The organism is Paraburkholderia sp. UCT70 (assembly GCF_050434085.1).
Lineage (GTDB): Bacteria > Pseudomonadota > Gammaproteobacteria > Burkholderiales > Burkholderiaceae > Paraburkholderia > Paraburkholderia tuberum.
In genome coordinates, this window is record NZ_JBNPVZ010000004.1 from 2,324,057 (window position 1) to 2,347,307 (window position 23,251).

18 protein-coding genes and 4 pseudogenes are annotated in these 23,251 nt (G+C 65.8%); 11 read left to right on the top strand and 11 right to left on the bottom strand.

Features of this window, described 5'->3' with window-relative positions:
* The first annotated feature begins 126 nt into the window (after positions 1 to 126).
* The 5 genes from OKW41_RS36350 (at position 127) to OKW41_RS36370 (ending at position 5,605) form a co-directional block, all read left to right on the top strand.
* Entirely contained in the window at positions 127 to 597 is a 471-nt protein-coding gene (locus tag OKW41_RS36350; protein ID WP_090801467.1) for a hypothetical protein, read from the top strand.
* Between the two features lie 161 nt (positions 598 to 758).
* The gene (hemL, locus tag OKW41_RS36355; protein WP_429575555.1) at positions 759 to 2,042 is read left to right on the top strand and encodes a glutamate-1-semialdehyde 2,1-aminomutase; all 1,284 of its coding nucleotides are present in this window, start codon (positions 759 to 761) and stop codon (positions 2,040 to 2,042) included.
* Positions 2,043 to 2,105: 63 nt separating this feature from the next.
* The gene (gene ribD / locus OKW41_RS36360) at positions 2,106 to 3,257 is read left to right on the top strand and encodes a bifunctional diaminohydroxyphosphoribosylaminopyrimidine deaminase/5-amino-6-(5-phosphoribosylamino)uracil reductase RibD (protein WP_429575556.1); all 1,152 of its coding nucleotides are present in this window, start codon (positions 2,106 to 2,108) and stop codon (positions 3,255 to 3,257) included.
* 15 nt (positions 3,258 to 3,272) lie between these two features.
* Positions 3,273 to 3,908 carry a riboflavin synthase gene (locus OKW41_RS36365; protein ID WP_429575557.1) on the top strand — a complete coding sequence of 212 codons (636 nt, stop codon included), beginning with the start codon at positions 3,273 to 3,275 and terminating at the stop codon, positions 3,906 to 3,908.
* A gap of 155 nt (positions 3,909 to 4,063) precedes the next feature.
* Complete coding sequence (locus OKW41_RS36370; RefSeq protein WP_429575558.1) at positions 4,064 to 5,605, top strand: TonB family protein; 1,542 nt, start codon at positions 4,064 to 4,066, stop codon at positions 5,603 to 5,605.
* Positions 5,606 to 5,705: 100 nt separating this feature from the next.
* Here OKW41_RS36370 and OKW41_RS36375 read toward each other — a convergent pair whose 3' ends face one another.
* The 9 genes and pseudogenes from OKW41_RS36375 to OKW41_RS36415 all read right to left on the bottom strand — a co-directional run bounded on the left by OKW41_RS36375 (position 5,706) and on the right by OKW41_RS36415 (position 14,018).
* The gene (locus tag OKW41_RS36375; RefSeq protein WP_429451292.1) at positions 5,706 to 5,966 is read right to left on the bottom strand and encodes a hypothetical protein; all 261 of its coding nucleotides are present in this window, start codon (positions 5,964 to 5,966) and stop codon (positions 5,706 to 5,708) included.
* 194 nt (positions 5,967 to 6,160) lie between these two features.
* Positions 6,161 to 6,649, bottom strand: a pseudogene (locus OKW41_RS36380) (GTPase); the annotation flags it as partial.
* Between the two features lie 98 nt (positions 6,650 to 6,747).
* Positions 6,748 to 7,684 (bottom strand): annotated as a pseudogene (gene catA / locus OKW41_RS36385) (catechol 1,2-dioxygenase).
* Positions 7,685 to 7,762: 78 nt separating this feature from the next.
* Positions 7,763 to 8,053, bottom strand: a complete 291-nt coding sequence (gene catC, locus OKW41_RS36390; RefSeq protein WP_090801477.1) for a muconolactone Delta-isomerase — start codon at positions 8,051 to 8,053, stop codon at positions 7,763 to 7,765.
* Between the two features lie 27 nt (positions 8,054 to 8,080).
* Positions 8,081 to 9,217 (bottom strand): muconate/chloromuconate family cycloisomerase, encoded by a 1,137-nt coding sequence (locus tag OKW41_RS36395; protein ID WP_429575559.1) that lies wholly within the window; start codon positions 9,215 to 9,217, stop codon positions 8,081 to 8,083.
* A 305-nt stretch (positions 9,218 to 9,522) separates the two neighbouring features.
* Positions 9,523 to 11,167, bottom strand: a pseudogene (locus tag OKW41_RS36400) (GMC family oxidoreductase).
* Positions 11,157 to 11,822, bottom strand: a complete 666-nt coding sequence (locus tag OKW41_RS36405; protein ID WP_429575560.1) for a gluconate 2-dehydrogenase subunit 3 family protein — start codon at positions 11,820 to 11,822, stop codon at positions 11,157 to 11,159. The pseudogene OKW41_RS36400 and the gene OKW41_RS36405 overlap by 11 nt, the downstream one beginning before the upstream one ends.
* Complete coding sequence (locus OKW41_RS36410) at positions 11,819 to 12,856, bottom strand: hypothetical protein (protein ID WP_429575561.1); 1,038 nt, start codon at positions 12,854 to 12,856, stop codon at positions 11,819 to 11,821. The genes OKW41_RS36405 and OKW41_RS36410 overlap by 4 nt, the downstream gene beginning before the upstream one ends.
* A 28-nt stretch (positions 12,857 to 12,884) precedes the next feature.
* Positions 12,885 to 14,018, bottom strand: coding sequence for an enolase C-terminal domain-like protein (locus OKW41_RS36415; RefSeq protein ID WP_429575562.1), 1,134 nt, complete (start codon positions 14,016 to 14,018; stop codon positions 12,885 to 12,887).
* Positions 14,019 to 14,346: 328 nt separating this feature from the next.
* Between OKW41_RS36415 and ribBA the strand changes: the two genes are divergently transcribed.
* From ribBA to OKW41_RS36435, 4 genes are all read left to right on the top strand, one after another.
* Entirely contained in the window at positions 14,347 to 15,480 is a 1,134-nt protein-coding gene (gene ribBA / locus OKW41_RS36420) for a bifunctional 3,4-dihydroxy-2-butanone-4-phosphate synthase/GTP cyclohydrolase II (RefSeq protein WP_184053257.1), read from the top strand.
* 48 nt (positions 15,481 to 15,528) lie between these two features.
* The gene (gene ribH, locus OKW41_RS36425; protein ID WP_013090228.1) at positions 15,529 to 16,041 is read left to right on the top strand and encodes a 6,7-dimethyl-8-ribityllumazine synthase; all 513 of its coding nucleotides are present in this window, start codon (positions 15,529 to 15,531) and stop codon (positions 16,039 to 16,041) included.
* Positions 16,038 to 16,472 (top strand): transcription antitermination factor NusB, encoded by a 435-nt coding sequence (gene nusB, locus OKW41_RS36430; RefSeq protein ID WP_090801489.1) that lies wholly within the window; start codon positions 16,038 to 16,040, stop codon positions 16,470 to 16,472. Before ribH ends, nusB begins: the two co-directional genes overlap by 4 nt.
* Positions 16,473 to 16,631: 159 nt before the next feature.
* Positions 16,632 to 17,828, top strand: a complete 1,197-nt coding sequence (locus OKW41_RS36435) for a pyridoxal phosphate-dependent aminotransferase (RefSeq protein WP_184058097.1) — start codon at positions 16,632 to 16,634, stop codon at positions 17,826 to 17,828.
* A gap of 95 nt (positions 17,829 to 17,923) precedes the next feature.
* Here the strand turns inward: OKW41_RS36435 and OKW41_RS36440 are convergent, their stop codons facing one another.
* Entirely contained in the window at positions 17,924 to 19,138 is a 1,215-nt protein-coding gene (locus OKW41_RS36440; RefSeq protein ID WP_429575563.1) for a transglycosylase SLT domain-containing protein, read from the bottom strand.
* Between the two features lie 615 nt (positions 19,139 to 19,753).
* On the opposite strand from OKW41_RS36440, the pseudogene OKW41_RS36445 reads away from it, so the two are divergent.
* Together OKW41_RS36445 and OKW41_RS36450 are read left to right on the top strand one after the other, a co-directional pair.
* Positions 19,754 to 21,329 (top strand): annotated as a pseudogene (locus tag OKW41_RS36445) (UbiD family decarboxylase).
* Positions 21,330 to 21,375: 46 nt separating this feature from the next.
* On the top strand, positions 21,376 to 22,056 hold the full coding sequence (locus OKW41_RS36450; protein ID WP_429575564.1) for a LysE family translocator: 681 nt from the start codon (positions 21,376 to 21,378) through the stop codon (positions 22,054 to 22,056).
* A gap of 70 nt (positions 22,057 to 22,126) precedes the next feature.
* On the opposite strand, the gene OKW41_RS36455 is transcribed toward OKW41_RS36450, so the two are convergent.
* Complete coding sequence (locus OKW41_RS36455; RefSeq protein ID WP_429575565.1) at positions 22,127 to 23,092, bottom strand: threo-3-hydroxy-L-aspartate ammonia-lyase; 966 nt, start codon at positions 23,090 to 23,092, stop codon at positions 22,127 to 22,129.
* Between the last annotated feature and the right edge of the window lie 159 nt (positions 23,093 to 23,251).

Below are 23,251 nucleotides of genomic sequence, written 5' to 3' on the forward strand. Positions count from 1 at the left end.
AATCCGCCTCGATCGGTTAAGCTGCCGCCAGCATGCCCAACGCGCTTCCGTATGCGCAGCCTGACGGCCCGACATAAAAGCTCGACGTCGCGCAACAGCCTTCCCCTGATCCCGTTCGAACCCGCGATGACCGCCTTCCTGCTGATCTGGAGCCCCAAAAAATGGCCGTGGCCCGAGTTGCCCGACATCGCGAAACGCGTGGCGGCCGGCGACGCGGTGGCCGACGTGTGGGGCTGCGGCTTTGCGCGCGGCATCCTGCCCGGCGATCGCGTGTTCCTGCATCGCGTCGCGCAGGAGCCGAAGGGCATCTTCGGTTCTGGCTACGTGACGCGCGCGCCCTACGAAGTCCCCGACGCGTCGACCAAACGCGGCTACCGGCTGTGCATCGATTTCGTCTACGACTGGCTCGTCGATGCGCATCACGCGCCGGTCATCACGCGCGATCAACTGCGTGTGCATCCGTTCTCGGTGCAGACGTGGGATGCGCAAAGCTCGGGCACGATCATCAAGCCGATCGCCGAAGGCGCGCTGGAGAAGCGCTGGGCCGAATTGACCGGCAGGCGCAAGCCGCCGACGATACCCGCACCGGGCAGCTAGGCGAAACACGCGCCGCCGCGACCGCCCGCCCGCACAGCCCGCCGGCGCCGACTCCGGTACAATTTCTCGATCCATCCCAGCATCGCGCGAAGTGTCCGCGGGAATCGTCCGAGGCCCTTTGCGCCGCTGCGCAACCCCTGCTCCCTATTCCAGCCATCGCCATGTCCAGAAACGAAACCCTCTTCGAACGCGCGCAACGCACGATCCCCGGCGGCGTGAATTCGCCGGTGCGCGCCTTCCGTTCCGTCGGCGGCACACCGCGTTTCATCGAGCGCGCGCAAGGCCCGTACTTCTGGGACGCGGACGGCCAGCGCTATACCGACTACATCGGCTCGTGGGGCCCCATGATCCTCGGCCACGTTCATCCCGAAGTGCTGGAAGCCGTGCAGCGCGCGCTCGTGAATGGCTTTTCGTTCGGCGCGCCGACCGAGTCGGAAGTCGAGATCGCCGAGGAAATCTGCAAGCTGGTGCCGTCGATCGAACAGGTGCGCATGGTGTCGAGCGGCACCGAGGCGACGATGAGCGCGCTGCGTCTCGCGCGCGGCTTCACGAACCGCAGCCGCATCGTCAAGTTCGAAGGCTGCTATCACGGCCACGCGGACAGCCTGCTCGTGAAGGCCGGCTCGGGCCTCCTGACCTTCGGCAATCCGACCTCGGCGGGCGTGCCGGTCGATATCGCGAAGCACACCACCGTGCTCGAATACAACAACGTCGCCGAGCTCGAAGAAGCGTTCAAGGCATTCGGCAACGAGATCGCCTCGGTGATCGTCGAGCCGGTCGCGGGCAACATGAACCTCGTGCGCGCGACCCCTGAATTCCTGCAGGCGCTGCGGCGCCTGTGCACCGAGTACGGCGCGGTGCTGATTTTCGACGAAGTGATGTGCGGCTTCCGCGTCGCGCTCGGCGGCGCGCAGCAGCTCTACGGCATCACGCCGGACCTCACCTGCCTCGGCAAGGTAATCGGCGGCGGCATGCCGGCGGCGGCGTTCGGCGGCCGGCGCGACATCATGGCTCACCTCGCGCCGCTCGGCGGCGTCTATCAGGCGGGCACGCTGTCGGGCAATCCGATCGCGGTCGCGGCCGGCCTGAAGACGCTGCAGCTGATCCAGGCGCCCGGCTTCTACGACACGCTCGCCGCGCGCACCACGCGTCTCGCGCAAGGGCTCGCGCGGGCGGCACGCGAAGCGGACGTGCCGTTCGCGGCCGATGCGCTCGGCGGCATGTTCGGCATCTACTTTCGCGAATCGATCCCGACGAGCTTCGCCGACGTCACGAAGAGCGATGTGCCGCGCTTCAACGCGTTCTTCCACAAGATGCTCGACGCGGGCGTGTACTTCGCGCCGTCCGCGTATGAGGCCGGCTTCGTGTCGAGCGCGCACGACGACGCGGTGATCGACGCGACGATCGACGCCGCGCACGGCGCGTTCGCAGCGTTGAAGGGCTGAAGCCGGGCCCGAAGCAAAGGCCGCAACTCGCACGACCCAGACACCGCACCACAACGGACACCGATGTTCTCGCAAACCGATTTCGTCCACATGGAACGCGCGCTCGCGCTCGCGAAGCGCGGCATGTACACGGCCGACCCGAATCCGCGGGTCGGTTGCGTGCTCGTCAGAAACGGCGAGGTGATCGGCGAAGGCTTCACGCAGCCGGCCGGCCAGGATCACGCCGAAATTCGCGCGCTGAAGGACGCGCGCTCGCGCGGCCACGACCTGCGCGGCGCGACCGCCTACGTGACGCTCGAACCGTGCAGCCATTTCGGCCGCACGCCGCCGTGCGCGAACGCGCTGATCGAAGCGCAGATCGGCCGCGTGATCGCGGCGATGGAAGATCCCAACCCGCAGGTCTCCGGCCGCGGTCTCGCGATGCTGCGCGAAGCTGGTATCGAAGTGCGCTGCGGGCTGCTCGCGAACGAAGCGCGGGAGCTGAACATCGGCTTCGTGTCGCGCATGACGCGCGGCCGTCCGTGGGTGCGCATGAAAGTGGCGGCGTCGCTCGATGGTCGCACCGGCTTGCCGTCGGGTGAGAGCCAGTGGATCACGAGCGCGGCCGCGCGGGCCGACGGTCATGCGTGGCGTGCGCGCGCGTCGGCGATCCTGACCGGCATCGGCACTGTGCGCGAGGACAATCCGCGCATGACCGTGCGCGCGGTCGATACACCACGCCAACCGCACCGCGTGCTGATCGACAGCCAGCTCGACGTGCCGCTCGACGCTCAGATCCTGGCCGGCGCGCCGACGCTGATCTTCTGCGGCGAGTTCGACGCGCGCCTCGAAAAACGCGCGAGCGCGCTGCGCGAGCGCGGCGCCGAGATCGTGCCGCTGCCGAACGCGTTCGGCAAGGTGGATCTCCCGCGCATGCTGAGCGTGCTCGGCGAGCGTCACGTCAACGAGCTGCACGTCGAAGCCGGCTACAAGCTGAACGGCTCGCTGCTGCGCGAAGGCTGCGTCGATGAACTGCTGGTCTATCTCGCGCCGAGCCTGCTCGGCGTGGACTCGATGAGCATGTTCAATCTGGACGCGCCCGACCAGCTCGAAGACCGCGTGAAGCTGAATTTTCACACGGTCGAGCGGATCGGCGACGATCTGCGGATCCTCGCGCGTTTCGCGCCGACAGCCTTACCCGGGACCGACACCGTGTCTCCCACCGTTTCGAAATGATCAAGGACTAGCACGATGTTTACAGGAATCGTCGCGGCCGTGGGCCGCATCGAATCAGTCAAGCCGCTCGGCACGGGCGGCGACGCGGGCGTGCGCCTGAACGTCGAGGCGGGCGGGCTCGACCTCGCCGATGTGCAGCTCGGCGACAGCATCACGATCCAGGGCGCCTGCATGACGGTGGTCGCGAAGACCGCTCATTCGTTCGAGGTCGACGTGTCGCGCGAGAGCCTGAACCGCACGGCCGGTCTCGGCGAAACCGGCGAGGTCAATCTCGAGAAAGCGCTGCGCGCGCACGACCGGCTCGGTGGACATATCGTGTCCGGACACGTCGACGGACTCGGTATCGTCACGCGTTTCGCGCCAGTCGGCGAATCGCACGAGCTGCGCATTCTCGCGCCGCGCGACATCGGTCGTTATCTCGCGTACAAGGGATCGATTACGGTCAATGGCGTGAGCCTGACCGTGAACTACATCGTTGATCGCGACGACGGCTGCGAGTTTTCGATCAATCTGATTCCGCATACCGTGCAGGTGACGGCACTCAAGCATCTGCACGACGGGGTAAAAGTGAATCTGGAGATCGATCTGATCGCGCGCTATGTGGAGCGGATGCTCAATGCGCCGCGCGATGGCGATCCATCCTCGACGTAACCTGGACACTTGCCTCGAGACCGTTACGCGATACCAGGAGCGCATGCTCGGTGCGTATCGGGAAAGCGATCGATCTGCGCGGCAAGCCGGTTTGAGCGAGGCGAATCCGGGGCCGTGACCCAGCGCGCGTGCACGATCCGAAGCTGACAAACACAATGAAAGAGCCGCACCTGCTCCGTCGCTGGAATCCGCTGCGTGTGCACCTGACGAAAGCGTCGCTGATCCTTGCCTGCATCGTCGGTACGGGCGCAGCCAGTGCCACGATCACGTCGGCACCGCACTTCGTGTCCGCGCGGAGCCTGGCCTGCACCTACGGTTTGTCCAACAACGACGATCTGAAGTCCGCCGGCGCTGCGGTCGCGCAGGCGCCGCGTCCCAATGCGATCCTGCGTGCATGGGTCGACGAACGTGGACAGATCAGCGACGTGGTCGTCGAAGTCTCGTCCGGCAATCCGGCGTTCGACAACCTCGCCCTTCAGGCATCGCGGCGTGCCCAGTGCAGTCCCCTCACGGGCATGGACAATCAGCCTGTGGCGGTCGAAACGAATTTCGTTTTCAATCTACCGCAAGCGAGCGGCGATACGGCTCGCTCCGGTGCAGGCGTCGCGGCGACCGCGAGCAACGCGGACTCCACACGACCGCCGTCTTCTCCCGCGAGCGCGACCGGTTCTTCGCTGCTGTCGACCGCCTTGCCGTTTCTACCCGGCCAACCGCTCGATGCCGCCGAACTGACCAACCGCTTAGGCATCCCGGCCGGCTCGTCCAAAGCGAAGCTGATCGCGGACTGGGCGCAGAAACTGACAGCCGATCCGGACATTCAGCGCTACTACTTTTCGTCCGACAGCAATGCGGCTACGGCGGGTCCCGCTGTGCTCGCTCGCGCGCTAGGCGTGCTGGACGGCATGGCGCGCATCTCGCAGCAGGACCGCGAACGGCTGATGAGCCTGACGACGCGCGCGCTGAACAACGCACCGCCCGATTGCGGCGGGCTCAAGAATCTGCAGCTGATCACGTCGCGCTATCTGTCGATGGATAAGGAGACCGACGCGGAACTGCAGGCGCAACTGCAGGCGATGTTCAACCTCGTCAAACAGTCGACGCAGACCACGCCGCTGCCGCAAGTCACGCCAGGACAACGGCTGCGCGGGCAACTGGCGCTGTCGGCGTCGCTCGCGGACGCGCTGAATCGCGCCCCTTCCGAGGCCGATGATCTGGGGCTGTTGACGAGCGGCCGCCAAGGCGAGCTTTCGCCCGAGGCGTGGTGCAAGGCCATGCGCTTTTACCGCCAGGCGTTCGATAAAACGCCACAACCCGCGCGCGAATGGATCACGCTAGCGGAACTCGACAGCAGCAGACGTTCGGCGGCGTCACTGATCTCGGCGCTGAAAAATTTCGCTTCGGCGGCGCCTCGACAACCGGCGTCCGCGCCGAAAGTATTCGACTACGCAGAACTCGTCCGGCAACGCGTGCAGCCCAATATCGTCTGGAATGGCAAGACCGGGAATCGCGAAACCGTGGTCGAAGTGCACTGCACGTCGTCTGGCAGCCTCGAATCGGTAAAGATCGTTCGATCGAGTGGCGATCGGGCGTGGGACAAGGCCGCCATCGAGGCGGTCAAGCGCTCCGACCCGATGCCGCGCGATGAAAACGGTGAGACCCCACGGTCGTTCACGATCACGCTGAGGCCTGGCGTTTGAAGGGCGCTTCAGATAGTTTCCGACCGCACCTGCGACTTCAGATCGAGCAAGCCTTCCTCATGCGTCGCCATCGACGCCTCGAGACGCCGCGCGAGCATCGTCAGCTGAGCGATCGACGCCCACCACTTCGCGCACCGGTCCATTTTGCGCCCGCACGCTCGACGACGATATCGTCGAAACCCACATCGTCAGCGAGTTCGATGGTCGCGACCGAAGCGTCGGGCTTGATCAGATAATCGCCCAACAGCCTGTCTGCCTCGCGACGATACAGCTCGAAGATCGACTGCGACAGCGCGTTGCACAGCCCGATCACGTCATGCGTCGCCGCATGCGCATCGAGCAACGCGGGCAGCGTCGGCACGATGCCGCGCCACACCACGTTGGCAAGCTGCTCCTGCTGTTGCTCGAGCCTTGCGAGCGCCCCTTGCGCGACTCGCCCAGATCGCCAAGCAACGGCAGCACGTCGCTTTGCAGGCTGCCGAGCACGTTCTCTTCCAGATGATGCAGCAGCACCTCGGCCCGCTTGCGCCGTTTATGTGCGAGCGCCGGTCCGGTGATGTCGAGCAACGCGGCGTCGTCGAGGAACTGGTCGCCTTGCGACAGCACGAACAGCGTTTACCGCCCGGTCCTGACGCGGCCGGCGTCGAGCTCGGTCAACAGCGTCAGTTCTTTCGCGTCGAGTTCGCCCTCTTTCGCGGCATGCACGAACAGGCGAATGTCGGACTTCAGCCACGCGGCGCGCAACGCTTCGCGGTCGTCTTCGCTGCCGACGTCGGCGTCGAGTCCGGGTGCGTCGAGCCAGCGCACGCCCTGATGCACGCTGTCGGACAGGCGCACCGTTTCGCGCCGGTCGGACACCGCGAACGCATCGCGGCCCAACAGCTCGTTGAGCAGGCTGCTCTTGCCGTGGTTGTATTTGCCGACGACGGTGACGACCGGTTCACTGTCGTCGATCAGAATCAGCAGACGCGCCAGCTCGTGGGCCCGATCGGGCAGCACGGACGCGACATCGTGTGCTGCCTGCTCACGAAGTTTGCTAGACACCGTCGACTCCTCGACGCTTCCGGGATTCGGCCGGCAGGACCGCCGGCCGTTGGCAACGAAAGACGGCGGCCGTGTCGCCACGGCGCCGCCTCGTGCGATCACGCTTCGGCCGAAGCGCGCAGACGATGGACGAGCTGGTTGTCCTTACCCTGGACCAGCGGCGTGATCGTGAAGTTGAACTCGATGTCCTTGTACGTATCGGCCTTCAGGCCCAGCGCCGCGCCACCGCTTTTTCTCGACGACCGGCGGAATCAGCTCTTCGCGCGTTGCATACGCGAAGTCGTCCCAGATCAGCGGATCGCCTTCGATGTTGAACTGCGTGGTCAGCTTGCGATGGCCGTCGCTGCTGACGAAGAAGTGCACGTGCGCCGGACGGTTGCCGTGACGGCCCAGCACGTTCAGCAGCTGCTGCGTCGAGCCGTGCGGCGGGCAGCCGTAGCCTACCGGCATCAGCGTGCGGACCTCGTACTTGCCGTCGGCGCCGGTCTTCACCGCGCCGCGCAGGTTGAAGTCGCTCTGCGCGCCGGTCGGATCGAAGTGCGAGTAGAAGCCCTTCGAGTTCGCGTGCCAGCACTCGACAATCGCGCCGGCGACCGGCTTGCCGTCCAGATCCTTGACCGTGCCGCGAATCACGAGCGGGCCCGCGTCTTCGTCCGGGTTGATGTCGATCTTCGAGACGCCCTCGCGCACCGTCGCGCCCGCGACGTACAGCGGGCCTTCGATCGTACGCGGCGTGCCGCCTTCGAGACCGATCTTCTTGTCCTCGGCGTCCATGCGGATGTCGAGATACTTCTCGAGACCGAGGCCGGCCGCGAGCAACGCCGCTTCGCCGTCCTGACCGAGCTTGTTCAGATAGTTGACGCCGGCCCAGACTTCGTCGGGCGTGATGTCGAGGTCGTCGATTGCCTTGAACAGGTCGCCCAGCAGACGGAAAACGATCTGCTGGAAACGCGCGTTGCCATTCCCGGCATCGACGTTGGAAGCGGCTTTCAGCAGATCCTGCACTTCTTTCGTTTCAAATACTTTGACGCTCACGATGACTGTCTCCAGTTGGTATAGGGGGAAAAGATGGCTTTGGATGCGCTCGCCGTCAAAAGCGCCTGGCCCCTGGGCTCAGATGTCGCCGTCCCGAATCGACGACGGGTGACGACACAGAGGCGTCACCGAAATCTTCATGTACGGGAACAGAGGCAAGCCGGACAGAATGTCGTGAAGTTCGGCATTGCTCTCTACATCGAAGATGCTGTAATTCGCGTACTCGCCAACGAGGCGCCAGATATGACGCCACTTGCCGCTACGCTGGAGCTCCTGCGAGTAAGCCTTCTCGCGGGTCTTGATTTCGTTCGCCACTTCGGCCGGCATGTCGACCGGCAGGTGCACGTCCATTCGCACATGGAAAAGCATCGTTGAATCCTCTTGTTCTAAATCCGTTTAGCGGGTGACCTTCATCAGCCCGTCTCGCGTGAATCGCTTGACCTTCGCCTCGTCGAGTTCGATGCCGAGACCCGGGCCGTTCGGCACGGTCAGTTCGAAGTCGCTGTAGTCGAGCGGCGTGGTCAGAATTTCTTCGGTGATCAGCAGCGGCCCGAACAGCTCGGTGCCCCATTGCAGATTCGCGAAGCTCGCGAACAGATGCGCCGACGCCACCGTGCTGAACGCACCTTCGAGCATCGTGCCGCCGTACAGCTCGATGCCGGCGGCATCTGCGATCGCGGCCACGCGCTGCGCGGCGAACAGGCCCCCGCTCTGTTCGATCTTGATCGCGAACACATCGGCGCCGCCGTTCTTCGCGATCTCGAACGCGCTGTCCGGGCCTTGCAGGACTTCGTCGGCCATCAGCGCGACCGGGAAGCGGCGCATCAGTCGCGCGAGTGCCGCGGCGGACGCGACCGGCTGCTCGACCAGATCGCAGCCCGCGTCGGCCAGCGCCGGAATCGCCCAGGCGGCCTGGGTCTCGCTCCACGCCATGTTCACGTCGACGCGCACCGCGGCGCGCTCGCCGACCGCTCTCTTGATCTCGGCGACGTGCTTGATGTCGGTCTTCAGTTCCTTCGCGCCGATCTTCAGCTTGAAGACTTTGTGGCGGCGCACGTCGAGCATGTGCTCGGCTTCGGCGATGTCCTTCGCGGTATCGCCCGACGCGAGCGTCCACGCAACCGGCAGGCGCTCACGGCGACGGCCGCCGAGCAGTTCGCTCACCGGCACGCCGAGACGTTTGCCTTGCGCGTCGAGCAGCGCGGTTTCGAGCGCGCTCTTCGAGAAATGATTGACCTTGACCAGCTTGCCGAGGTGCGCCATCAGCGACTGGATCTGCGTCGCGTCCTTGCCGATCATCGCCGGGGCGAAGTAGGCGTCGATCGCGAGCTTCATGGCTTCGGGGCTTTCCGGGCCATAGGCCATGCCGGCGATCGTGGTGCCTTCGCCAATCCCGACGATGCCGTCGCTGCAGTACACCTTGACCAGCATCAGCGTCTGCCCGTACATCGTGGCGACCGACAGCTTGTGAGGGCGGATCGTCGGCAGATCGACGAGGCGGGTTTCGATACGTTCGATGGTCGCTTGGGTCATGGCGGCTGCGGCGGGAAGTGAGTTCATTGGATGTTTTTATACCCTTCGCCCGTTTGGCCCGTCCAATACTTTTCCTGTCCTTTTTCATACCTGCAGGGTATGGTGAGGTCAGCAAGCCCGGCCTTTCTATGAATTTTGCATTGCACCATGCAGGTGGGGCATCGAAAAAGAGGCCGTTTTTGCGCCTGAAACATGACTTGGGTCAATGTTCGATGCATGCAGAGCATGTTGTGTAACCATCCGGATCGCGCAGTGAGTACTCCATCGTTTCGGACTGCGGTTCATGCGCGCGGGCAACACTCCCCCTACAACTCGCCGCGCGCGGCCAGCGCGGCGATGCGCTCGGCGGTGCGACACGCGATCGCCTGAATCGTCAGCGACGGATTCACGCCGCCGACGGTCGGAAACACCGAGCCGTCGCACACCCACAGGTTGCGGATGTCCCAACTGCGGCAGTCCGCGTCGACGACGCTCGTCGACGGATCGTCACCCATGCGCGCGGTGCGGTTCAGGTGGCAGGTGTCGTCGGTCTCGCGCCAGATCTCCTTGCCGCCGGCGGCCGCGAGCGCCTGCTCCATGAAGTCGAGCGAATGCGCGATGAGTCGCTTGTCGTTGTCGCACCATGAATAGGTGACGCGCGCGATCGGCAGCCCGTACTGGTCCTTCTCGTCGGCAAGCGTCACGCGGTTGCGCTGCTGCGGCAGCATCTCGCCGACGATCTTCAGCCCCGCCTGGTGGTTGTACTTGAGCATCTCCGCGCCGAGCGCGTCGCCCCACAAGCCGCGGCCATTCTGCACCGCGACCCATCCGTTCGGCAGCGGCCCCTGGCTCATGTAGCAGTAGCCGCCGAAAAAATCTTTGCCCTTGTCTTCGTAGTTCCAGTGCTCGGTGAGCGCGAGCGACGGCGGCCCCTTGTACCAGCGGATGTCTTCATCGAAGGTGCCGTAGACGGCCTGATTCGACTGCGCCATCAGGTATTTGCCCACGAGTCCCGAACTGTTCGCGAGTCCGTCGGGAAAGCGGCTGTTGGCCGACATCAGCAACAGGCGCGGCGTTTCGATCGCGTAGCCGGCCACCACCACGTGCTTCGCGCGCTGGAATCGCCAGCGTCCTTCGCGCAGATATTCGACGCCGGTGGCGAGCCCCGCGTCGTTGGTGACGACGCGGGCCGACCATCGCCAGATCGCGTACCTCGGCGCCGGCTCGCAGCGCACGCGGGATCCACGTGACGAGCGCGCTTTGCTTCGCGTTGGTCGCGCAGCCGGACACGCAAAAGCCGCGGTACACGCACGGATGCGCGCGGCCACGGGGCGCGGAGAGGGTCGCGAGCGGCGTCGGGCTCCAGCCGATGCCGAGCGCCTCGGCGCCGCGCGCGAGCACCAGCGCCGCCGCGTTCAGCTCATGCGCGCGATACGGATAGCGCGGCCGCTGCGGCCCCCACGGATAGTTCACCGGTTCGGAGATTTTCAGCGCGTCCTCGACCTCGCCGTAGTAGTGCCACATCTCGCGCCAGTCGAGCGGCCAGTCGGCGCCATAGCCGAGCACGCTGCGCGACTTGAACCACTCGGGCCGAAAACGCAGCGACACCATCGCGAAATGGACCGTGCTGCCGCCCACCGCCTTGCCGCTGTTGTTGTTGCCGAGCTTCAGCGGATTGTCGCCGTCGCAGATGCGCTCGTCGGTCCAGAACAGTTTTTCCTGATGCGCTTCGTCAGACGCGAACTCTTCGAGCGGACGCCACCACGCGCCGGCATCGAACGCGACGACCTTGAAGCCTTTTTCCGCAAGCCGGCACGCAAGCGTGCCACCGCCGGCGCCGGTGCCGACGATCGCGAAATCGACTTCCTCGCCGTCAGCGTACGTGCGCATCGGCACCCAGCCGCCGCGCTGGAACACATCGGGTGCGCGGCCGTCCTTGCCCCGCGGCCGTTGCTGCGCGTCATCGGACACGGCGGTTCTCCTTCGCGGCCTGCTCATGGGTGTCGGGCGTCGCTTCGACCGCCTCCCACGGATCGCGGCGATTCAAGTACATGCGCACATAGCCGCGCGGATTCGCCGGGCCGCCGAAGCCGATCTCGCTCCACGCGTGCGGGTGCGAGTAGTAGAGGCCGCAGATGTCGTGCAGCACGCGCTCGCCGAAGAACAGCTTCGACGGCATGCCGCGCCACGCGGGGTTCGTCAGTTCGCCGCGCTGCATCTTGCCGAGCAGCGCGATCTGCGTGTCCTCCGCGAGGCTCGCGAACGGCAGGCCGCCGCGCTCGCGGCACTCGGCATCGAGCGCGGCGAGGCCGATGCGCCAGGCGTCGCGCATCGGCGGCAAACGGGCGTCGCGGTAGCCGTCGTTGCCATTGCCGGCGAGCCGCGCGTCGAGCAGCGCGGCGAGCGGCACCACCGGTTGCGCATTCGCTTGCGGCACGATGCGGGCGCACAGCGACGTGACCGCGAGCCATTCGACCGCGTTGAAGAAGCGCGGCTCGAGCGGTGTCGCGAGGCGTTCGGCGATCACCGCGCGGGTGTGCGCGTCCCAAGACGGCGTCGTGCGTTTGTCGAGCACGTCGTAGCCGGGATAGCGGGTGGCTCGGGTCGAGCGTGGTCGGTTGGTCATTTTTCAGTCTCCCGCAGACGCAGTGCGGCGAGCCCGGCGAGCGCCAGCGCGGAAAAGCTCGGCGGCGCGGGCAGCGGCGGCCCGTCGAACAGATTCTGGCTCCAGTTGCGCCAGCCGCCCTGACGACGCGCGATCCCGCGCGCGTGAAAACCCCCGCCGACAAAGCCGAGCACGGTCGTGATGCGTAACCAGAGCCGCGTGTACCAGCGCTCGCGCGGAGCGGACAGCGCGGCATGCGCGAGCAGCGCGGCGGTGATGGGCGGAATGCTGACCGGCGCGTACATCGCGCGATGCTGAAACGCGCCACGAAAATGCAGCAGCGCGGCCTCCCCCACCGTGCCGACGAGACCCGCCGCGACCAGCAGACCGAGCGCCTGACCGGCCGGCATGCCGAGCAGTTGCGGGTCGTCCGCGGGCTCGTCGCGCAAGCGTTCGGCGACGGCACCGAGCGCGCCTGACAGCAGCAACGCGCTCGGCGCGCCGAGCGGTGCCGCGTGAAACAGGTTGTTCCAACTCCAGCCGCCCGGCCGCTTCATCACGTTGTGGAAATGGAAGCACGTGCCGGCGATGCCCGTCGCCGCCGCGGTCAGATAGATCGCATGGCGCGCGCGATGCGTCTGGCCGCGACGATCCGCGCCACCATGCAGGCCCGCGGCGAGCGACAGACTCGCGCTGACGAGTGGCGTGAACATCGCGGGGTTGTCGAACGAGCCGCGGTAATGCTCCATCGCGCTGTCGGCGAGCACCGACAGCGCGAGCAGCGCGGAGCTGTGGTTGAAGGTGCGGGCTGCTTCGACGTGTGCCTCCACCTCGGCGGTGGGTTCACTCGCGTGCACGCGCGCCGGCGCGCGCTGATGGCTGCGGGCGGCACACGTCGGGAACGTCACGGATGCTCGACGCTCATGGTGTTGCGGGCCGCTCTCACGCCGTTCGCGATGCGACTCAGGTCTTCCCGCGCCGCGCGCGGCCAACGCCGCGACGGCCGTCACGGCCGCCGCCGTGTACAGCAATCCGGGTACGCGTGAAGAGCCCATCGATATCGCTTCCTTGTCGTGGCCTGCTTTATTTGATGAGATAGCGCTCGGCGTCACCATGCTTGAACTCGAGCCCGCAACCGGGCCGCGACAGATCCGGCTCCATCTGGCCGTCGCGCAAACGCGGAGCACCGTCGAACAGCATGGCTTCGATCCGGACGTGGTCATGGAACCACTCCTGATGGCGCAAGCGCGGCGCCGCGCACGCGACGTGCAGATGCAACGCCGGTGCGCAATGCGCGGACAGCGGCACGTGATACGCGTCGCACAGCGCGGCGGCCTGCAGAAAGCCGGTGATGCCGCCGCAACGGCTCGCGTCGGCCTGCAGCACGTCGACGGCCCCCGCCGCGAGCAGGTGGCGGAAGTCGTCGAGCGTGTAGCCGTATTCGCCGGCAGCGATCTCCATGCCGGCCGGCACGCGCTCGCGTACGCCGCGCAGGCCCGCTTCGTCGTCCGAAGACACGGGCTCCTCGAACCAGCTCACCTGGTGCTCGGCGAAACGTTGCGCGTGGTACAGCGCCCGTTGCGGCGTGAACGCGCCGTTCGCGTCGACGAACAGGCCCGCGCCGCCGATCGCCGCGCGCGCCGCCGCGACGCGCGCCGGGTCCTTGTCCGGCTCGCTGCCGATTTTCATCTTTACCCACCGGCAGCCGTCCTGCGCGACCCAGCCGGCGAACTGCTGCTGCAAGCGCTGGTTCGTATACGTGGTGAAGCCGCCGCTGCCGTAAGCCGGCACGGCCGGGCGCAACGCGCCGAGCAGCCCGACGAGCAGCCCGACGAGCGGCACGCCGAGCAGCTTCGCCTTCAGGTCCCACAGCGCGCAGTCGATTGCCGAAATGGCTGTCGCGGCCAGTCCCGCGCGGCCGAGATTGCGCACCTGGCGTTGCAACCGTTGCCAATGCGCGCCGACGTCCAATCCGTCGTGATTCAGCACGCAGGCGGCGAGCGCGCCCTTGATCAGCGCGACGATGCAGGCATCGCTGTACGTGTAGCCGATGCCGGTGTCGCCGCCCGCGTCGACCTCGACGACGACCAGCGTGGTCGCGTCCCACGCGAACGTGCCGTCGGCCTCCGGCGCGTCGGTCGGAATGCGGTACGCGCTCGCGCGCAGCGCGCTCACGGGCGCTTGCGACGAGCCCCCGCTCGTGGCGCCGCGCTTCATCGACGCGCTCCTTGCGCGCACGCGTGACGCCCTTCATTGATGCAACAGCCGACGGTTCCCGACATTCCGGTCTCCGGGTGGTAGTGAGACGAAACTGCCTGCTGCGCCGCAAGTACCGTTCCGCACTATTGCCATCCGTAAAGCGGGCCGCGCTGGAGCATACTTCGCGTTGCCGCCAACGCCAGTCGCGCGCTCGCCCACCGTTTCGACGAGCATGGCAACCCCGCCCGGCTCGTCACAGTCGGCCAAACGGCCTATGTCGTCTGGCGGAGGCGACTTGGGCCCGCGCGTGGCGTAAAATACGCGCTTTCCTGAAAAACTCGCCAACATGACGCTCGCCTCCACCCAAGAGATCATTGCCGAACTGAAAGCCGGCCGGATGGTGATCCTCGTCGACGAAGAAGACCGCGAGAACGAGGGCGACCTCGTGATCGCCGCCGAGTTTGTCACTCCGGAAGCGATCAATTTCATGGCTCGCTACGGCCGCGGCCTGATCTGCCTGACGCTGACCCAGGATCGCTGCAAGCAGCTGAACCTGCCGCTGATGACCTACCGCAACGGCACGCAGTACGGCACCGCGTTCACGGTCAGCATCGAAGCGGCCGAAGGCGTGACGACCGGCATCTCGGCAGCCGACCGGGCCCGCACGATCGCGGCCGCGGTCGCGCCGGACGCGAAAGCCGAGCACATCGTGCAGCCGGGTCATATCTTCCCGATCATGGCCCAGCCGGGCGGCGTGCTGGTGCGCGCCGGCCATACCGAGGCCGGCTGCGACTTCACGAGGCTCGCGGGCCTCACGCCTGCCGCGGTGATCTGCGAAGTGATCAAGGACGACGGCACGATGGCGCGTCTGCCGGACCTGCTCGAGTTCGGCAAGGAGCACGGCCTGAAGACCGGCACGATCGCCGATCTGATTCACTATCGCAGCCGCACCGAGTCGATCGTCGAGCGTGTTTGCGAACGTACGATGCAAACCGCGCACGGCGCGTTCCGCGCGGTCATGTATCTCGATCAGCCGAGCGGCCAGCCGCACATCGCGCTAGTGCGCGGCACGCCGATGCCCGATCGCGACACGCCGGTGCGCGTGCACGAGCCGCTGTCGGTGCTGGATCTGCTCGAAGTCGGCGAATCCACCCATTCGTGGACGCTGGACGCGGCCATCCAGGAAATCGCAGAACGCGATCTCGGCGTGGTCGTACTGCTGAACTGCGGCGACTCGAAAGACCATCTGATCGACGTCTTCAAGGCGTTCGACTCGAAGGAAAAAGCGGACGCGCTGAAGCGCCGGCCGGTCGACTTCAAGACCTACGGCATCGGCGCGCAGATTCTGCGCGAACTCGGCGTCGGCAAGATGCAGGTGCTGTCGAACCCACGCAAGCTCGGCAGCATGTCGGGTTATGGTCTCGAAGTCACGGGCTTCATTCCGATGCCCGGCAGCAAAACGCAAGCCCCACAACTCTGATCCGGCCACTCACGCGCCTCGCGCCCACTCAAACACTACGGAATTCATATGGAAATCGGACAATACCAACCGAATCTCGACGGCGACGGACTGCGCATCGGCATCGTCCAGGCGCGCTTTAACGAACCCGTCTGTAACGGCCTCGCCGACTCCTGCATCGAAGAACTCGAACGCCTCGGCGTGACCGGCGAAGACGTGCTGCTCGTCACGGTGCCGGGCGCGCTGGAAATCCCGCTCGCGCTGCAAAAGCTCGCCGAAAGCGCGCAATTCGACGCGCTGATCGCGCTCGGCGCGGTGATCCGCGGCGAGACCTACCACTTCGAGCTGGTTTCGAACGAAAGCGGCGCGGGCATCACGCGCATCGGCCTCGACTTCGGCATTCCGGTCGCGAACGCGGTGCTTACCACCGAGAACGACGAGCAAGCCGTCGCGCGCATGACCGAGAAGGGTCGCGACGCCGCGCGCGTGGCTGTCGAAATGGCGAACCTCGCGGTCGCGCTCGAGCAGCTCGGCGGCGATGACGACGAAGATGAAGACGAAGATGACGAGGAAGAGGCATGAAGAGCGCACGCCGACGCTCCCGCGAACTGGCTACGCAGGGGCTTTACCAGTGGCTGCTGTCGGGCTCGCCCGGCGGTGAGATCGACGCGCAACTGCGCGGCGCGCAAGGTTACGACAAGGCCGATCACGAGCACCTGGACGCGATCCTGCATGGCGTGATGCGCGATTCCGAAGCACTTTCCGCCGCGATCGCGCCGTGCCTCGACCGTCCGATCGATCAACTGTCGCCGGTCGAACGCGCGGTGCTGCTGGTCGCCGCGTTCGAACTGAAGAATCACGTCGACATTCCGTATCGCGTGGTCATCAACGAAGCAGTCGAGCTGACCAAGACGTTCGGCGGCTCGGACGGCTACAAGTACGTGAACGGCGTGCTCGACAAGCTCTCGGCGCAACTGCGCGCCACCGAGACGCAGGCGGCTCGCAAGAGCTGAGCGCGGCGCCGGTGGGGCCATGCCGCGCATCGGCTCCCTGCCACGTCGCACTGCACAGGGCGAAGCACCTCGATCGCCCGCAAGGACGGCGCTGCGCGCATCGATGAACGCATCATTTGATGGGTAGGCGCCGTTCTGCTTCTGAACTGGACTGACCGTATGAACTCCGTGACCGAACCTCTCGTGCGGCTTGCCGCGCGCGTCGATGCCATCCAGCCTTTCTATGTGATGGAACTGGCCAAGGAGGCCGTGCTGCTCGAACGCGCGGGGCGCGACATCATTCACATGGGCATCGGCGAGCCGGATTTCACGGCGCCCGAGCCGGTCATCGAGGCGGCCGCGAGCGCGCTGCGCCGCGGCGTCACGCAGTACACCAGCGCGCTCGGCGTGCACGCGCTGCGCGATGCGATTTCCGCGCATTACGCCGAGTTCTACGGCATCGACGTCGATCCGGCGCGGATCGTGGTGACCGCGGGTGCATCGGCCGCGCTCTTGCTGGCGTGCGCGGCGCTCGTCGATCGCGACGACGAAGTATTGATGCCCGACCCGTGCTATCCGTGCAACCGCCATTTCGTGATCGCCGCCGAAGGCAAGCCGGTGATGGTGCCGAGCGGGCCGGCCGAGCGCTTCCAGCTGACCGCCGCCGACGTCGAACGCCTGTGGGGCGAGCGCACCCGCGGCGTGCTGCTCGCGTCGCCGTCGAATCCGACCGGCACGTCGATCGAGCCGGCCGAACTCGAGCGCATCGTCAAGGCCGTGCGCGCGCGCGGCGGCTTCACGATCGTCGACGAGATCTACCAGGGCCTCAGCTACGACGCCAAGCCGGTGTCGGCGCTGTCGTTCGGCGACGACGTGGTCACCGTCAACAGCTTCTCGAAATACTTCAACATGACCGGCTGGCGCCTCGGCTGGCTCGTCGTGCCGCCCGCGATGGTCAGCGCGTTCGAAAAGCTCGCGCAGAATCTGTTCATCTGCGCGTCGGCGCTCGCGCAGCACGCGGCGCTCGCCTGTTTCGAGCCGGAGACAATCGCGATCTACGAAGCGCGGCGCCTCGAATTCAAGCGACGCCGCGACTTCATCGCGCCGGCGCTCGAATCGCTCGGCTTCTCCGTGCCAGTGATGCCGGACGGCGCGTTCTACGTGTACGCAGACTGCCGTGGCGTCGCGCATCCGGCGGCCGGCGACAGCGCGGCGCTCACGAAGGCGATGCTGCACGATGCCGGGGTCGTGCTGGTGCCGGGCATGGACTTCGGCACGCACGCGCCGAAGGACTACATCCGGCTGTCGTATGCGACCGCGTATCCAAAGCTCGAAGAGGCGGTCGAGCGGCTGGCAAAGCTGTTCGGGCGGCATTGACGCAACGGGATTGATTCGGCAGCATCCGGCCTGCCAGACGCAAAAAAGGACACCCGAGGGTGTCCTTGTTTTCATGCGGCACGGCAACGTCTAACTCAAGCCCCCAGCTCCGAGGCCGACGCCACGTGGCGCGTCGTCGAATTGGCGCTCGCGTCGTCCTGATCGGCCGGCTGCGTGTGCTCCGCCGACGTCGCCGGGCTCAGCGCGTGACCGCCTTGCAGCGTCACCTGAACGCGCTTGCCGTTGCCACCGCTCGTCGCCGCGACTGGCGCCGGCGTGGCCGACGCGGTCAGCACCGGAGCCTGCGGCGCATTGATCGGCACCTTACGGCCGCGAGCGACGTCGCGCAGACGACCGCGCTCGGCCATCACCTTCGCGCCGTAGCCGCCGTCATCCGGCGTGGTCGAGCCGACGTACAGACGCAGGCCGCCCGGCAGCGAGCCGCCACGCGCGATGCAATCCTTCAGCACGAGCGCGCCGACCTTGATGTTCGCGAGCGGTTCGAGCGCCGCGCTTTGGCCGCCGAAATACTGGAATTTGTCCGAATGCACCTTCGACATCACCTGCATAAGGCCCTGCGCGCCCACGCCGCTCTCGGCGTACGGATTGAAGCCCGATTCGATCGCCATCACTGACAGCAGCAGCAGCGGATCGAGGCCGACTTCGCGGCCGGTGTCGAACGCGGCTTTTACGAGCTCGCCGACGGGCTCCTGAGCGACGCGATAACGCCGCGCGAGGTACGACGCGACCAGGTCCTGCTCGTGGCTCGACACGAGCACGCGGTCATCGCGTGCATCGGCGGACACGCGCTGCTGCGGAATCAGACGTGCGAGCGCGCTGACGCCCTGCATCGTGCGCGGATCGAGGCCGTTGAGCGCGGCGGCGCTCGTGCCCGACGTGCCGGCGCCGTCGAACGCGCCGTCGAAGCTGGTGGTGGCCGCGGTGAGGGTCATGCTGCCGTCATTCGAGCCATCGGTGGGACTCGGCGTGGTCAGCGTGTTCGGTGAATCGGCCGACAGCGATTCGTCGGAGGATGCGTCGGCGTTTCTGGTCGGTCCGATGGCGGGCAGCGGATTGCCTTGCAGCAGGCGGGCGGGGCCCGCTTGCACGGCGGCGGAAATGACCGGCATCAGACGCGCGGCGAGCGCGCCGCGCCAGGTCGGCATCAGCCACAGTGCGAGAGCCAGCACCACGGCGATCCCGCCGACAATGCTGAACAGGTGATGACTCAGTCGCGTCCCGCTGCGCAGCGCACCGCGCACAACCTGCGCAATACGCTCATCGGGACGCCACGATAACCAGGCGTTCATTCAGATCTCCCATCTTGCATGATCCGCGAACTCCGCCGGGACAAATCAGGCGGTACAGTGCGCTCGCAGAGTCAAGACATCGCGTGCTCTCTGGTTGGGCAGCAGCGACGTCGGGAAAACGGCAACAAATACCGTTTGGGGAGCCATCTCAAAAACAGCTCACACATACTCGATGTGTATCGGGCTTGGCTCCCACGCGAAAAACCAGCGTTGGTGGACGCTGGTGAGGGACTTCAACAATGCCGTTCTACCCCGCAGGGAAGCAAAACGGTGACGCGTTGCGTCTGAGGACCGGGGCGACGGTAAAAAGGTTAACGCCCTGCAACCAATGTGGACGGATTCTATGCACGGTTTTATAGATCGTCAACACTATAGAATCCAAGAATTATAACTATTTGTAATTATGAACAGTGTTCAGTCACCCGAGAACCGCGCTCAATGCGCGTTTCGGGCGATCCGACCTTGGCTGTTTGGACTACACGATTTGGTTGATCTACGTGCGGTGGCTAACGCAGGTAAAATCGACAATCATTTTTTGCGTCAGATAGGTACCAACGCCGTTCCTCCTGCCCTCCCCGTCCTATGCGCCGTGCATGCGGCCCTGAACCGTCACAGATGAAATACAAAGACTTACGCGATTTCGTCGGCCGCCTCGAGGCGATCGGTGAATTGCGCCGAATTTCGCAAAAAGTGTCGCCGAATCTCGAAATGACCGAACTTTGCGACCGTGTGCTCCGCGCGGGCGCGCCCGGCTCTGTTGTTCGAGAACACCGAGCGGCACGCGTTCCCGGTGCTCGGCAATCTGTTCGGCACGCCGCGCCGCGTCGCGCTTGGCATGGGCATCGATGCCGAAGCGGGCGCGGGCGACCAGGCGGCGCTCGAATCGCTGCGCGATGTCGGTCGGCTACTCTCCGCGTTGAAGGAACCCGAGCCGCCGAAAGGGCTCAAGGACGCCGGCAAGCTGCTGTCGCTAGCGAAGGCCGTGTGGGACATGGCGCCGAAGACGGTCAACGCACCGCCCTGCCAGGAAATCGTCTGGGAAGGCAATGACGTCGACCTTGCCAAATTGCCCATTCAGACCTGCTGGCCCGGCGATGCCGGGCCGTTGATCACCTGGGGTCTGACCGTCACGAAAGGGCCGAACAAGAGTCGACAAAACCTGGGTATCTATCGCCAGCAACTGATCGGGCGTAACAAGCTGATCATGCGCTGGCTGGCGCATCGCGGCGGCGCGCTCGATTTTCGTGAGTTCGCGCTGAAAAATCCCGGCAAGCCGTATCCGGTGGCCGTCGTGCTCGGTGCGGACCCGGCGACGATTCTCGGCGCGGTCACGCCGGTACCCGACACGCTGTCCGAATACCAGTTCGCCGGCCTGCTGCGCGGCGGGCGCACCGAGCTCGCGAAATGCGTCACACCGGGCGTCGACGGTCTGCAGGTCCCCGCGCGCGCCGAGATCGTGCTCGAGGGCTTCATCTATCCGCAGGAAGGCGCACCCTCGCCCGCCCCGGCCGGCGCTCCGCCGCGTCCGTCGAAGGGTGCGTCGGCCACGTATGAACACGCGCTCGAAGGCCCGTATGGCGATCACACCGGCTACTACAACGAACAGGAGTGGTTCCCGGTCTTCACGGTCGAGCGCATCACGATGCGCCGCGACGCGATCTATCACTCCACCTACACCGGCAGACCGCCCGACGAGCCGGCGGTGCTCGGCGTCGCGCTGAACGAAGTGTTCGTACCGCTGCTGCAGAAGCAGTTCACCGAGATCACGGACTTCTATCTGCCGCCCGAAGGCTGCAGTTACCGCATGGCGATCGTGCAAATGAAGAAGAGCTACCCCGGCCACGCGAAACGCGTGATGTTCGGCGTGTGGAGCTTCCTGCGGCAGTTCATGTATACGAAGTTCATCGTCGTCGTCGATGAGGACGTCAATATCCGGGACTGGAAGGAAGTGATCTGGGCGATCACCACGCGAGTGGACCCGACGCGCGACACGGTGCTCGTCGACCGCACGCCGATCGACTATCTCGATTTCGCGTCGCCGGTAGCCGGCCTCGGCTCGAAGATGGGGCTCGACGCAACCAACAAGTGGCCGGGCGAAACCGACCGCGAATGGGGCCGCCCGATCATGATGGACGACGCGGTCAAACAGCGTATCGATAGCTTGTGGAACGAGTTGGGCCTCGGCCTGTAACGCGCGCGGGACAACACAATCAATAACGGATGGAGCGCTCGCGCGGATGCACGCTTTTTCAATGATGTCGGACGGCTTTTTTCTGTCCTTGTCGCTGTGCCTCGATATCGGTCTCGTCAACGTCGCGGTCATTTCGCTGACGCTGTCGCACGGCTTTCGGCCGGGCTTCTGGCTCGGCCTCGGCTCGTGCGTCGGCGATCTCATTTACGCGACGCTCGCGCTCGCGGGCATGGCCGCGCTGCTGCAGTTCGAATCGGTGCGCTGGGTCGTATGGATCGGCGGCGCGGCGATCCTCCTGTTTCTCACCTGGAAAATGGCGCGTGAAGCGATGTTCCCGGCCACGGCGCAAGCTGTTGCCGGCGAAGGCGACGCGGCTGCGCCGCATCAGGCGGCATGGCGCGGGTTTCTGCGCGGCGTGCTGCTCGCGGTGTCGTCGCCGTCGGCGATCCTGTGGTTCGCGGCGGTCGGCGGCGCGCTGATCGCGAAGGCCGGCGCAACGAGCCCGACAACCGCGCTGATCTTCCTCGGCGGATTCTTTCTGGGCGGCCTGTGCTGGACGCTTTTCATCTGCGGGCTCGGCAGCCAGGGACGCAAGCGCGCGGGCGCCGGTCTGCTGCGCGCGTGTCACGTTCTGTCGGCGCTGCTGTTCGCCTATTTCTCATACAGCGTGATCGTCAACGGGTATCGGGATCTGATCGTGCAGAGCACCGCGCAAGTGGCAAGCTGAAGCGGCTCGCGAACAAAAAACGGCTCGCATCGGCGAGCCGTTTTTCTTCATGCGACTCGACGTGAGCCGCTCATGCGAGGTACTGCGCGAGCTTCGGCAGATCGACATTGCCACCGCTCACCACCACGCCGACGCGCTTGCCCTTCACCGGCACGACGCCGTTCAGCACCGCCGCCGCCGCGAGACAACCAGTCGGTTCGACGACGATCTTCATGCGCTGCGCGAAAAAGCGCATCGTCTCGATCAGTTGCGCATCGCTGACCGTTTCGATTCGCGCGACCAGCTGGCGGATGACCGCGAACGTGTAGTGGCCCAGATGCGTCGAGGCGGCGCCATCGGCAATCGTGCGCGGCGCGTCGATATGAACGATCTCGCCGCGTGCGAGCGACTGCTGGCCGTCGTTGCCCGCCTCGGGCTCGATGCCGATCACCGTGCAGGCCGGGCTCAGCGCGGCCGCCGACAATGCGCTGCCGCTGATCAACCCGCCGCCGCCAAGGCACACGAACAACATGTCGAGCGGGCCGGTTTCGTCGATCAGTTCTTTGACCGCGGTGCCCTGGCCGGCGATCACGTGCGGATGATCGTACGGCGGGATCAGCGTCATGCCGCGCTCTTCGGCGAGCCGGCGGCCGATTTCCTCGCGATTTTCCTTGTAGCGGTCGTAGATGATCACTTCGCCGCCGTAGCCTTTGGTCGCGGCGACCTTGGCCTCGGGTGCGTCGTGCGGCATCACGATCGTCGCGTGAATGCCGGCGAGGCGCGCCGACAGCGCGATCGCCTGCGCGTGATTGCCCGACGAATAGGTCAGCACGCCCGCCTTGCGCTGCTCCGCGTCGAAATGCGAAATCGCGTTGTACGCGCCGCGGAACTTGAACGCGCCCATGCGCTGGAAGTTTTCGCACTTGAAGAACACCGACGCGCCAGTGCGCTCGTCGAACGTGCTCGACGTCAGAACGGGGGTGCGGTGCGCGACGCCTTCGAGACGCGCCGCGGCGTCGAGGACGTCGTCGAAGGTGGGAGCGGGAAGCGCTTGCATCGGCGAAACTCTCCTGGAGCGGTGGCGAAGCAGCCATTCTCCCAGCTTCCTCGATGCTTTGGAACGGCGTTCGCGCGAGCGCGCGACACCAGCCAGGAACGCTGCGGAAAGCAAAAACCAGCGACACAAAAAGAAACGACGTAACCCGGCACAAGCCGG